At 70.4% G+C, this 12,592-nt stretch carries 6 protein-coding genes; 4 read left to right on the forward strand and 2 right to left on the reverse strand.

Annotated elements, in window-relative coordinates:
* Window positions 1–361 precede the first annotated feature (361 nt).
* The 4 genes from ppdK to HF203_RS11960 all read left to right on the forward strand — a co-directional run bounded on the left by ppdK (window position 362) and on the right by HF203_RS11960 (window position 7,563).
* Complete coding sequence (gene ppdK, locus HF203_RS11945; protein ID WP_168670081.1) at window positions 362–3,133, forward strand: pyruvate, phosphate dikinase; 2,772 nt, start codon at window positions 362–364, stop codon at window positions 3,131–3,133.
* A gap of 39 nt (window positions 3,134–3,172) precedes the next feature.
* The gene (gene hypF, locus HF203_RS11950; protein WP_343043915.1) at window positions 3,173–5,551 is read left to right on the forward strand and encodes a carbamoyltransferase HypF; all 2,379 of its coding nucleotides are present in this window, start codon (window positions 3,173–3,175) and stop codon (window positions 5,549–5,551) included.
* Between the two features lie 630 nt (window positions 5,552–6,181).
* Entirely contained in the window at window positions 6,182–7,255 is a 1,074-nt protein-coding gene (gene alr / locus HF203_RS11955; RefSeq protein WP_168670008.1) for an alanine racemase, read from the forward strand.
* Between the two features lie 125 nt (window positions 7,256–7,380).
* Window positions 7,381–7,563, forward strand: a complete 183-nt coding sequence (locus tag HF203_RS11960; protein WP_168670010.1) for a PA3496 family putative envelope integrity protein — start codon at window positions 7,381–7,383, stop codon at window positions 7,561–7,563.
* Between the two features lie 91 nt (window positions 7,564–7,654).
* Here the strand turns inward: HF203_RS11960 and HF203_RS11965 are convergent, their stop codons facing one another.
* A complete protein-coding gene (locus HF203_RS11965) occupies window positions 7,655–11,101 on the reverse strand; it encodes a mechanosensitive ion channel domain-containing protein (protein WP_343043916.1) in 3,447 nt (1,148 codons plus the stop codon).
* Window positions 11,102–11,242: 141 nt separating this feature from the next.
* On the reverse strand, window positions 11,243–12,565 hold the full coding sequence (argA, locus tag HF203_RS11970; protein ID WP_168670012.1) for an amino-acid N-acetyltransferase: 1,323 nt from the start codon (window positions 12,563–12,565) through the stop codon (window positions 11,243–11,245).
* Between the last annotated feature and the right edge of the window lie 27 nt (window positions 12,566–12,592).

Genomic DNA, 12,592 nt, shown 5'->3' on the forward strand with positions numbered 1-12,592 from the left:
AGGCGTATGCAACCCGTAGGGTGGGCAAAGCGCAGCGTGCCCACCGGGTGCGAGTGATGACCTGCGAGATGGAGCGAGGAAGGCGACCAGCCACCAGTCGCCAGGATTGAACCGCAAAGCCGCGAAGCGCGCAAAGGGGATGATGCATGATGCCGGGGCGAGGCCATGGACGGCGCGGGTCCGCACCACCGTCGGGTGATTGTGCCCACTGGTGGCTGATCGCTGGCGGCTGTCGGCTCAATCCCCCTTCGCGCGCTTCGCGGCTTTGCGGTTCAAGCCTCCCCGCCGACACGATAGACTCGAACCGACGCCGCCGGCGTGGCCGGCATCCATTCGCACACGAACGAGAGGACCGATGATGATGGCGACGACCACCCAGTCCGTGTTCGCATTCGAGGAAGGCGATGGCAAGGACAAGCAGCTGCTCGGCGGCAAGGGGGCGAATCTCTGCGAGATGACCCAGATCGGGCTCAACGTCCCGCCCGGCTTCGTGATCGCCACCAGCGCCTGTCTCGACTATCTGGCCGCGCCCGAGCAGGGGCTGCCGGCGGCGCTGATGGAGGAGGTGCGCGCACAGATGCGCGCGGTCGAGGAGAAGACCGGCAAGGGCTTCGGCGACCCCGACAACCCGCTGCTGGTCTCGGTGCGCTCGGGCTCGGCGATGTCGATGCCGGGGATGATGGACACCATCCTCAACCTCGGGCTCAACGCCGCCACCCTGCAGGGCGAGATCCGCGCCACCGGTGACGCGCGCTTCGGCTACGACGCCTATCGCCGCTTCATCCAGCTCTTCGGCAAGGTCGCGCTCGGCATCGACGACGCGGTCTTCGACACCGCCTTCGACGAGATCAAGCGCGCCGCCCACGCTCGCCAGGACGTCGACCTCTCGGCGCGCGAACTCGAACAGGTCTGCGAGCGCTTCCTCGCGCTGGTGCGCGAGCACACCGGCCAGCCCTTCCCCGAGGACCCCTACCAACAGCTCGAACTCGCCATCCAGGCGGTGTTCAACAGCTGGCAGGGCAAGCGCGCGGTCGACTACCGGCGTCAGTTCCACATCACCCCGGAGATGGCCAACGGCACCGCCGTCAACGTCGTCACCATGGTCTTCGGCAATCGCGGAGAGGACTCGGCCACCGGCGTGGCCTTCACCCGCAACCCGGGCACCGGTGAGAACCGGCTCTACGGCGAGTACCTGGTCAACGCCCAGGGCGAGGACGTGGTCGCCGGCATCCGCACCCCCAAGCCGATCGACCGTCTCGCCGACGAGATGCCGGAGATGGCCACCGCGCTCGCTGAGCTGCGCGACAAGCTCGAACGCCATTACCGCGAGGTGCAGGACTTCGAGTTCACCATCGAGCGCGGCCAGCTCTACTGCCTGCAGACGCGCAACGGCAAGATGAACGCCACGGCGATGGTGCGCACCTCGGTGGAGATGGTCGAGGCGGGGCTGATCGAGCGCGAGCGCGCGTTGTTGCGCATCGCCCCCGACCTGCTCGAACAGATGCTCTTCCCCCGGCTCGACCCCGGGGTGGTGGCCGAGTCCGTCGCCCAGGGGCTGCCGGCCTCGCCGGGGGCGGCCTCGGGGATCGCGGTGTTCGACGCCGATCGCGCCGAGCAGCTCGGGCGCGAACAGGGGCTGAAGGTGATCCTGGTGCGCGAGGAGACCAAGCCCGAGGACATCCACGGCTTCTTCGCCGCCGCCGGCATCCTCACCTCGCGCGGCGGCAAGACCTCGCACGCGGCGGTGGTCGCGCGTGGCATGGGCAAGCCCTGTGTGGCCGGGGCCGAGGGCATCAGCGTCGATGTCGAGCGGCGCGAGGCGCGGGTCGGGCTGACCCGCTTTCGCGAGGGCGAGACCATCACCATCGACGGCACCTCGGGCAAGGTCTACATCGGCGCCATCGCCACCGTCGAACCGGAGTTCACCACCGAACTCAGCACCCTGCTCGGCTGGGCCGACGCGCACGCCCGGCTGCGCGTGCTTGCTAACGCCGACACCCCGGACGACGCCCGTCGGGCGCGCCGCTATGGCGCCGTCGGCATCGGGCTGGCGCGTACCGAGCGGATGTTCAACGACGTCGAGCGGTTGCCGATCGTCATCGAGATGATCGTCGCCGAGACCCCGGAGCAGCGTCAGGACGCGCTCGACCGGCTGCTGCCGCTGCAACGCGCCGACTTCCAGTCGCTGTTCGAGGTGATGTCGCCCAACCCGGTGACCATCCGTCTGCTCGACCCGCCGATCCACGAGTTCCTCCCCGACGCCCAGGTGCTCGAACGCGAGATCGCCGACCTGCGCGCGCTCGAGTGCGGCGCGCGCGGGCTCGGCGTGCTCGCCGGGGCGATGGGCCTGCTGCACGCCGAGGACACCCTGCGCCACGAGGTCGACCGCGCCCGGCGGCTGGTCGAGCCGGCGCTGGTCGAGGAGGCGATCGCCAAGAAGGAGGCGATGCTGCGCAAGGTGCGCCTGCTCTACGAGACCAACCCCATGCTCGGCCATCGCGGCGTGCGGCTCGGCATCACCTTCCCCGAGATCTACCAGATGCAGGTGCGCGCCATCCTCGAGGCCGCCGCCGAGTGCGCCAAGGCCGGCATCGAGGTCCATCCCCAGATCAAGGTGCCGCAGGTCTGCACCGCGCAGGAGCTGCGCATGGTCCGCGCCTCGGTCGAGACCATCCACGCCGAGGTCGCCGAGCGCTACGGCGCGCCGGTCGCTTTCCGCTTCGGCACCATGATCGAGGTGGTGCGCGCCTGCATGCGCGCCGAGTCGCTCGCCGAGGAGGCCGACTTCTTCTCCTTCGGCACCAACGACCTCACCCAGGCGACCTTCTCGTTCTCGCGCGAGGACGCCGAGAACAAGTTCCTGCCGCTCTACAACCAGTCCGGCATCCTCCAGGACAACCCCTTCGACGTGCTCGACCGCAAGGGCGTCGGCAAGCTCATGGAGCTGGCGGTGGAGTGGGGGCGGCGGGTCAAGCCCAACCTGCACGTCGGCATCTGCGGCGAGCACGGCGGCCACCCCGACTCCATCGCCTTCTGCCATCAGGCCGGGCTCGACTACGTCAGTTGCTCCGGCCCGCGGGTGCCGGTGGCGCGGCTGGCGGCGGCGCACGCCGCGCTGGCCGGACGGCCATGAGGGGCATGGCCCGGCGTGCGGGGCGAGGGCGCGGCTAGGGTGTCGAGGGCGGACGGGAGCGGCGCACCGGCCGAGTCGATCCGGGTGCGCGGTCAGGTGCAGGGCGTCGGCTTCCGCCCGACGGTGTGGCGGCTGGCGCGCGACTGCGCCCTGGTCGGCGATGTCCGCAACGACGGCGAGGGCGTGCTGATCCGCGTCCGTCCCGGCGCCGGTGCGCCGCCCGAGGCGATCGCGCGCTTCTGCGCCCGGCTGCGCGCCGAGTGCCCGCCGCTGGCGCAGATCGAGCGCATCGAGCGCGCGCCGCTCGCCGACCCCGCCGCGCTCGCCGGGGTCGGCGATTTCGTCATCGTCGCCAGCGCCGACACCCCGGTGCACACCGCCATCGTCCCCGATGCCGCCACCTGCAGCGCCTGCGCCGCCGAGGTGCGGGACCCGGCGAACCGCCGTCATCGCTACCCCTTCACCAACTGCACCCACTGCGGGCCACGGCTGTCGATCGTCGAGTCCATCCCCTACGATCGGGCCAACACCAGCATGGCGCGCTTCCCGCTGTGCCCGGCGTGCGCGCGCGAGTACGCCGACCCCGCCGACCGGCGCTTCCACGCCCAGCCCAACGCCTGCCCGGTGTGCGGCCCGCGGGTCTGGCTCGCCGGGGCCGACGGTCGGGCGCTGGAGGAGACCGGGGCCGACCCCATCGCCGCCGCCAGCGCCCGGCTCGCCGCGGGCGAGATCCTCGCCATCAAGGGCATCGGCGGCTTCCATCTCGCCTGCGACGCCGGCAATGATCGGGCGGTGGCCGAGCTGCGTCGGCGCAAGCGGCGCCCGGGCAAGCCCTTCGCGCTGATGGCGCGCGATCTTGCGGTGGTGCGCCGCCACTGCCTGCTCGCCCCCGGCGAGGCCGAGACCCTCGCCAGCCCCGCCGCACCCATCGTGCTGCTGGCGCGTCGCGCCGACGGCGCCCCGCTCGCCGAGGCGGTCGCGCCCGGCCAGTCGACCCTGGGGATGCTGCTGCCCTACAGCCCGCTGCACCTGCTGCTGCTCGCCGAGTGGACGCGCCCGTTGGTGATGACCAGCGGCAACCGCGCCGGCGCGCCGCAGTGCATCGACAACGACGAGGCGCTGCAGGCGCTCGCCGGGATCGCCGACGCTTGGCTGCTGCACGACCGCGACATCCGCAACCGCGTCGACGACTCGGTGGTGCGCACCATCGCCGCGCGCCCCCGGCTGCTGCGCCGCGCCCGTGGCCACGCCCCCGGCGCGCTCGTCCTGCCGCCGGGGCTGGCGCAGGGCGCGGCGACGGTCGCGCTCGGCGGCGAGCTGAAGAACACCTTGTGTCTCGGTGACGGTGAGCGGGTGATCCTCAGCCAACACCTCGGTGATCTCGAAGAGGCGGGCAGCGCGCGCGCCTGGGTGGCCACCCTGGCGCGCTATCTGGCGCTGTTCGAGCACCGGCCCACACGCATCGCGATCGACGCCCACCCCGACTATCGCGCCAGCCAGTACGGTCGCGACTGGGCCGCGCGCGCCGGGCTGGCGCTGGTCGAGGTGCAACACCACCACGCCCATATCGCCGCGCTGCTCGCCGAGCACGGCCGCCCGCCCGAGGCCGGGCCGGTGCTCGGCATCGCCCTCGACGGGCTCGGCTGGGGGGAGGGCGGCACCCTCTGGGGCGGCGAGCTGCTGCAGGTCGACTATCGCGGGTCGCGACGGCTCGGCGGGCTGTGCCCGGCGGCGCTGCCGGGCGGGGCGCGGGCGATGGTCGAGCCCTGGCGCAACCTGCTCGCCCAGCTCGAACGCGCCGGGCTGCTCGATGCCGCGCTGCGCCGCTGGGCCGCGCTCGAGGCGGTACGCGCGCTCGCCGCGCAACCGCTCGAGGCGCTACGCACCCTGATCGCGCGCGGGCTCAACGCCCCGTCGTCGAGTTCGGCGGGGCGGCTGTTCGACGCCGTCGCCGCCGCGCTCGGCCTCGCCCCGGCCCGGCTCGGCTACGAGGGCGAGGCCGCGATCGCCGTCGAGACCCTGGCCGCCACCGTGCCCCCCGCGCCCGAGGGCTACCCCTTCGCCCTCGACACCGCCGCCGACGGTCGGCTGATGATCGACCCCGCGCCGCTGTGGCCCGCGCTGTTCGACGATCTCGCCGCCGGGACCACCCCGGCGCGCGCCGCCGCGCGCTTCCACGACGGCCTGATCCACGCCCTGGTCGCATGCGCCACCCGGCTCTGCGCCAGCCACCGGCTCGACACCGTCGCCCTCAGCGGCGGCGTCATGCAGAATCGCCGCCTCGTCGAACCCCTCGCCACCGCCCTGGAGGCCCGGGGCCTCCAAGTCCTCCTCCACCGCCGCGTCCCCGCCAACGACGGCGGACTGGCGCTGGGACAACTGTGCGTGGCGCGGGCGAGAGAACAAGCCGCCCCGTAGACCGGGCAAGGCGTCCGGCGTTGACGGTCTGGGAGAGTTGAACCGCAAAGACACCGTCTTTCCCGCCAACCGCCGACCATGCACGCCAGTCTTCCCCACTGGAGGCTGGAGGCTGGAGGCTGATTCGAACCGCAAAGACGCGAAGGACGCGAAGCAAGAGACGTATCGGCTGGCCGCCAGCCGTCTCCCCCTTTGGCGAAAGGGGGCAGGGGAATTCGAATCTGCCGTGTAGGTTGGGTGAGCCGTCCACCCTTGGCGCTAGCGGTAGACCGCCAAGCTGCCCGGACGGGTCACCCAACAGCGAGGACTCGTCAGGCCCGCGCCAGAGGTCGCCGGGCAACCCGACCCATCACCCTGGTCACCGCCTGCGGTGGGCACGCTGCGCTTTGCCCACCCTACGTTTATTCACCCTGTCCCCTTCTCTATCTTCGCGTTCTTTGTGTCTTGGCGGTTCAATCTGCTGACCGCCGTCATGCGATGACGGTTTCCGGCGTCTGCATGGCTGCGCGTCGTCCGACCCACGGTCCGGTCGCCCGCTGGCGGCTGGCGGCTGGCGGCTGATAGCTGGTAGCTGGTCGCTGACGGCTCGTTGTATCTTGGGTCGTCTTGCAACCCAGGAGATGTTCCCAGATGTCACGTCCGGCTCGTGCTCGTATCGATCTCGCAGCGATACGCCACAATTATCTGCACGCCAAGTCCTGCGCGCCCTCGGCGCGGGCGTGGGCGGTGGTCAAGGCCGATGCCTACGGGCATGGCGCGGTGGCGGTGGCGCGGGCGCTGGCGCCAGTGGCCGACGGCTTTGCGGTGGCCTTCCTGGAGGAGGCGCTGGAGCTGCGCGAGTCGGGCGTCGAGGGGCCGATCCTACTGCTCGAGGGGGTGTTCGCGCCCGATGAGCTGGCGGCGGTCGATCGCGCCGGGCTGGACATGGTGGTGCACGCCGAGCACCAGCTCGAGTGGATCGCGGCGGCCCGTCCCGAGCGCCCCTTCGGCTGCTGGCTCAAGGTCGACTCGGGGATGCACCGGGTGGGGTTTGCGCCGCCGGATGTTGCCGCGGCGTTGGCGCGGTTGCGTGCGTGCCCCCAGGTCGGGCGGCTGCGCGCGATCAGCCATCTGGCGCGTGCCGACGAGCCGGGCGAGCCCTATAGCGCGCGCCAGCTCGCCGCCTTCGACGATGCGGTCGCGGGTGTCGTGCCGGCGAGCCTGGCCAACTCGGCGGCGGTGCTCGATCTGCCGGCGGCGCATCGCGACTGGGTGCGCCCGGGGATCATGCTCTATGGCGTCTCGCCCTTCGATACGGCCCATCCCAATGCCGCCGCGCTACGCCCGGCGATGACCCTGGAGTCGGCGCTGATCGCCATCCGCACGCTGCCCGCCGGGGAGCCGGTCGGCTATGGCGGGCGCTTTGTCTGTCGCCGTCCGAGCCGCATCGGGGTGGTGGCGATCGGCTACGCCGACGGCTATCCGCGCCACGCCCCGGACGGGGTGGCGGTGATGGTGCGCGGGCAGTGCGCGCCGCTCGCCGGGCGGGTGTCGATGGACATGATCACGGTCGATCTCACCGACCTCCCCGAGGCCGTCGTCGGCGATCGCGTCGAGCTGTGGGGGACGCGGGTCGACGCCGGCGCGCTGGCCCGCGCGAGCGACACCATCGCCTATCAGTTGTTCACCAATCTCAAGCGGGTGCGGGTCGAACATCAGGCGTGATGCGCCGTCGCGGCCGTCGATCGCCAACGTTGATCCTGACGATCAAAAAAATTCTCTTTCTGAGCGTCGAACTTTGGAGTAGATAGCCGGCTGTGGTTTGACGGCAATCCAGAGGTAACGGAGAAATGTTGGAACCCGACAGCGGTTATGGCGATGATGTGCTCGATCGCAGCCCGCACTTGATGAGCCAGGGCGAGACCGTCCAGGTGGACGACTCGCTGGCAGCGCGCCGACGCATCGAGCAGATGCGCGAACTCAAGCGGCTGCGCGAACTGCTGGAGGATCCGGACTTCGACGAGCAGATCTGAGGCCGTCGTCCCGGGCCGCGAGCGCCCGGGTCCGTCCGCTCCGGGCGACGGCAATGCCGTCGCCGCCCCTTCCTTCTCTCCCCCGATCCCTTCAGTCCGTCTGTGTCGCCTTCGACGACTCGTCGCCCGAGTCGCGAGCCGCCCGCACGGCCCGGTGCAGCCGCACGTCCAGCGGTGTATGGGCCGAGAGGTGGACGTCGCGCTGCGGGAAGGCGATCTCGATCCCGGCCTCGTTGAAGCGGTCGTAGATCGCTTGGTGTAGCTCGGTGATGATTGCGATGCGCCCGTCGAGCGAGTCGAGATAGCAGCGCATCACCAGGGTCAGGGCATCGTCGCCGAAGCCCTCGAAGCTGATCAGCGGCGCCGGGTCCTCGAGCACCTTCTCGTGCTGCTCGGCGACCTGGGTGAGGATCTCGAGGGCCTGGCGGGTGTCGCTGCCGTAGGCGATGCCGACCGGGATGGTCACCCGGTTTTGTTGATCGGTGAGCGACCAGTTGAGCAGGCGCTCGGTGATGAACTCCTTGTTCGGCACCAGCAGCTCCTGCTTGTCCCAGTTGCGGATGGTGGTGGCGCGGATCTGGATGTTGGTCACCACGCCGGTGGTCTCGCCGATGGTGACGATGTCGCCGACGCGTACCGGGCGCTCGAAGAGGATGATCAGGCCGCTGATGAAGTTGGCCACGATCTCCTGCAGTCCGAAGCCGATGCCGACACTGAGCGCGGCCACCAGCCATTGCACCTGCGACCAGCTCAGCCCGAGGGTGGAGAAGGCGAGGAGGAAGGCCACGGCGGTGATGGTATAGCTCGCCAGGGTCTTGATCGCATAGCGCCCGCCGGCTGAGACCACGTCGCTTTGCAGCAACAGGATTTCGATCAGCGCCGGTAGGTTCTTGGCCGCGACCATGGTGACGAAGATGATTACCAGCACCAGGCCGATATCGGCGGCGGTCACCGGGACCATCTGGGAGACGCCGTCGATCGTGCCCTCATAGTGCCAGAGGGCGAAGCGCTCGAACATCGAGAAGGCCGGTAACACGTCCGACCAGGTGATCCACAGCCCGACCACCGCGGCGAAGAAGATCGAGGCGTTGATCAGGCGTCGGGTTTGCTCGTCCATCGCCGCCAGATCGGGCTCGGCCTCCTCGAGCTGGAGGACCTCGGTGGGGACGCTCGGTTCGTTGCTCTGGGCGCGGCGTGCCGCCTGGCGCTCGAGGGCGGCCTGCAGCGCCAGACGCCGGCGGGTGACGATCAGCCAGCGCACGATCGTCTGGTGGACCACCAGCAGCGTGAGCACCAACCAGGTCTGGCCGACCAGTGAGCGGAAGAGGATGCCGGCGGTATAGACGTAACCGGCCAGTGCCAACCCGGCCAACGCCAGCGGTGCGCCCACCACCAGAGGGAACCACAGCAGCCGCAGCCGATTGAGCCAGCCCTGCGGGTGCTCGGCGAGGATGCCCTTGAACAGCCCCTTGGAGGGGCTGAGCAGGTGCCAGAAGAAGGCGGTGAAGCCGATCATGCAGGCGACCAGGGTCAGGCGCATCAGGTCGCCGGTGTGTGCCGGGTTGTTGTAGTCGTAGGCGGCGATGGTCACCAGCGCGATCGGCACGATATAGCCCGAGAACCAGTCGATGGCGTGACGGATTCGCGCCAGGGTCGCGGTGCTCCAGCGGAAGTGCCGGTCGGCGACGCCTCCGGTGATGCACAGCCCACGGAAGGCGAGCAGGAAGTAGAGCCCGCTGGAGACCTCGATGAGTGCGCTGGCGAAGGCGCGGGTGAAGGCAGTTGCCTCGGTCGAGGCCTGTAGCTGCTGGCCGAGCAGCCACATCAGCAACGGGATCGGTAACGCCATCAGCAGGGTCAGGGCGATAGCCTTGACGGTGTGACGGATGCTGTCGGTGCGCACCCGGCGCAACGGTTCGGCGCTGGCGCGGATGGCGCGGCGCAGCGCCGTCAGGCGCCACAGCAAGAGGCTGACCGTGAACAGCCAGATCCACAACCCCCAGGCGTGTCGCAAGCGCTCGTGGAGGATGTCGACCACCGCCTCCCAGGCGCCCTCCCAGGACAGCAGCCAGGTGGTTGCCGCCGGCAGCGAGGTCAGGGTCTCGAGCCCGACCGGGGGTGAGCTGCGCACCCACAGCAGGCGCTCGGCGAGGAAGTCGTCGTAGGACTCGGCCAGGCTTACCACCTGGTCGGTGGCGTAGTTGAGTTCGGTGAGCTGGCGGATGTAGTCGTCCTCGATGTCGAGGCTCTGCGCGAGCAACCGCCGACGCTGGTCGAGGACCGGGTCGAGCTGTGCGCGCACCTGGGCGCGTTCGCCCTCGGGGACGTCGAGGGTGAGTTCGTCGACATAGCGCTCGCGATCGCGCAGCCGGCGCTGCTCCTCGCGGTAGCGGATCTGGCGCAACGAGGCCTCGGCGATCTCGTCCTCGCGGTTGTCGATGTCCTTGCGGTACTGGCGCAGGTCGGGCAGGCGGGTGCGACGGTCGAGCAGCACCTGGCCGAGCGCCCGGCTCAGTCCGGCGGCCTCGAGCCGTTGCTGGGCGCCGCGGAAGTCCTCCTCGATGCGTTTGCGTTCACCGTCGATGCGCACCTGGTGGTCGCCAAGGGTCTCGAGCTGGCGGGCGATGCGCGTCAGCGAGGCGCTGATCTCGGCGTTGAGCTGGGCCTGTTGTTGGACCACCGGGTGTTTGTCGGCGACCTCGCGCTGGGTCTGCTCGGAGGCGCGTTGCGCGGCCTCGGCCTCGGCGTTGCGGCGTTGGTTCTGCAGCTCTTCGAGCGCGCGTTGATAGGTCCGCAGCCGCTTCAACCGCAGCGCGGCGAGGTCTCGTCTGATCTGGTAGAGGGCGAGCCGCGCCGGCTGACTGAGCAGCTCCTGTTCGAGCATCCGCGCCTCCGACCACAGCGCCTGGCGCCGGGTCTGGTGGGCCCAACGCTGGGCCTGCAGCAGCTCGCCGGGCTGGCCCTCGACGACGCTGTCGGCGCCGGGCGGGTCGCCGAGCTGGTCGAGCGCCTGCTTGACCTCGGCGAGACGCGCGCGAGCGCTGGTCGGACGGCTGCCGGTGATCTGGGTCAGCTTCTCGAGTTCGCTGAGACGGGTCTCCTCGACGGCGATGTCGGCCAGGGCCTTGTTGAGGCGCTGGGCGATGGCCTCGCTGCCGAGCCCCGTCGGGATCACCTCCGCCGGGGTGGTCGAGGCGCCGCGCGCGGCCTCGAGTTCGCGCTCGGCGCTCTTGCGTTGGCGGGGCGCGGTCTCGAGGGTGTGGGCGAACTCATCGGCCTTGAGTTCGAAGTTGCGGGTGTCCTCGAGGTTGGCGCGGGCACGGCGGTAGAGTTCGAGCAGCGTGGCCTTGTCCGCCTCGTCGAGCGTGGTCGAGTTCTCGACCTCGGCGGTGCGCGCCTCGATCTGGGACACCGTGGGCTGATTGGCGGTGGTGTCGGCCAGCAGTGGGGGGGCGAAGAGCAGCGCAAGGCACAGCAGCAGCACGGGCCAGGGGCGGGGGATCTGAGGAGCGCGGGTATCGGGGAGCACGTCGGGCACCAATCTCGGTGGGCGGGTGTTGGCTCTGTCGAGCTGGGTGTCGGTGACCGCTCAGCGCTGGGGTGGTCGCTGGCGGTCTGCGGCGACCGCACAGGGGGCGTGGTTCATCGCTCCTGGGGAGTTGCCGCGGGGTAGGTTGGGTCAGAGTCGCTTGATGAAGACCTTGGAATTGCGCTGAAAATTGTAAAGCGCCTGTCGGGCCATGGGAAGCGCCTCCCGCCCGGCCGGGGCGAAACCGCGCTCCTGGAACCAGTGCGCGGTCTGGGTGGTGAGCACGAACAGTTGCGCGATCCCCTGGGTGCGCGCCAGTCGTTCCATGTACTCGAGCAGCCGATCGCCGCGGCCACCGGCGCGGTACTGGGTGTGCACGGCGACACAGGCGAGTTCGGCCATGGCCTCCTCGGCATAGGGGTAGAGTGCGGCGCAGGCGGTGATCAGGCCGTCGCGCTCGGCGACCACGAAGCGCTCGATCTCGGTCTCGAGGCGCTCGCGCGAGCGTCGTACCAGGATGCCGCGCTCCTCGAGCGGTCGCAGCAGTTCGAGGATGCCGGCGACGTCGTCGATACGCGCCGCGCGCAGCTCCTCGAACGGTTCGGCCGAGACCAGGGTGCCGCTGCCGTCGCGGGTGAACAGCTCGCGCAGCAGTGCGCCGTCGCCGCTGCGCCCGACCAGATGGACGCGAGGGATGCCGTGGCGACAGGCCTCGGCGCTGGCGCGCAGACACTTGCCTAGGCCCTCGGGCAACGGCGTGTCGCCGCCGAGCAGGGCGTCGACCTCGCCGGTAAGCAGGGTCGCGGGCAGGGCCGCAGTGCGGACCTCGGCATCCTCGAGCAAGAACACCAGCTTGTCGGCCTGCAGTGCCTCGGCGGTGCTACGGGCGACGTCGGCGGCGCTGAGGTTGAACACCTCGCCGGTGGGCGAGTAGCCGAGCGGTGGCATCAGTGCCACCGCGCCCTGGTCGAGCAGCGCGCGCAGGGTGTGGCGGTCGACCCGGCGCACCGTGCCGGTGTGGGCGTAGTCGACGCCGTCGAGCACCCCGATCGGTCGGGCGGTGACGAAGTTGCCCGAGACCACCGGGATACGTACCCCGGCCATCGGCGAGTTGGCCAGCCCTAGTGAGAGCAACGCCTCGATCTCCACCCGCACCACCCCGGCGGCCTCCTTGACGCAGGCCAGCGCGGTGTCGTCGGTGATGCGCAGACCGTTGACATAGCGCAGCTCGGCGCCGCGCTCGGCCAGGCGCGCCTCGATCTGGGGCCGTGCGCCGTGGACCAGCACCAAGCGGATGCCGAGCCCGTGGAGCATGGCGATGTCGTGCACCAGGTCGGGGAAGCGGGCATCGGTCAGTGCCTCACCACCGATGGCGATGACGAAGGTCTTGCCGCGATGGGCGTGGATATAGGGGGTGACCTGGCGGACCCAGTCGACGAAGGGGTCGCGCGGCGAGGTGGATGAGGTGGACAAGCACGGGTCCTCGGCTGTGGCTACGAC

It is taken from the genome of Marichromatium bheemlicum, from assembly GCF_012276755.1.
Taxonomy (GTDB): Bacteria; Pseudomonadota; Gammaproteobacteria; order Chromatiales; family Chromatiaceae; genus Marichromatium; species Marichromatium bheemlicum.

Bases quoted from the DNA above. Each gene is read 5' to 3' on its own strand.
- alr (WP_168670008.1), top strand. From the start codon at position 6,182: ATGTCACGTCCGGCTCGTGCTCGTATCGATCTCGCAGCGATACGCCAC.
- ppdK (WP_168670081.1), top strand. From the start codon at position 362: ATGGCGACGACCACCCAGTCCGTGTTCGCATTCGAGGAAGGCGATGGC.
- HF203_RS11960 (WP_168670010.1), top strand. From the start codon at position 7,381: ATGTTGGAACCCGACAGCGGTTATGGCGATGATGTGCTCGATCGCAGC.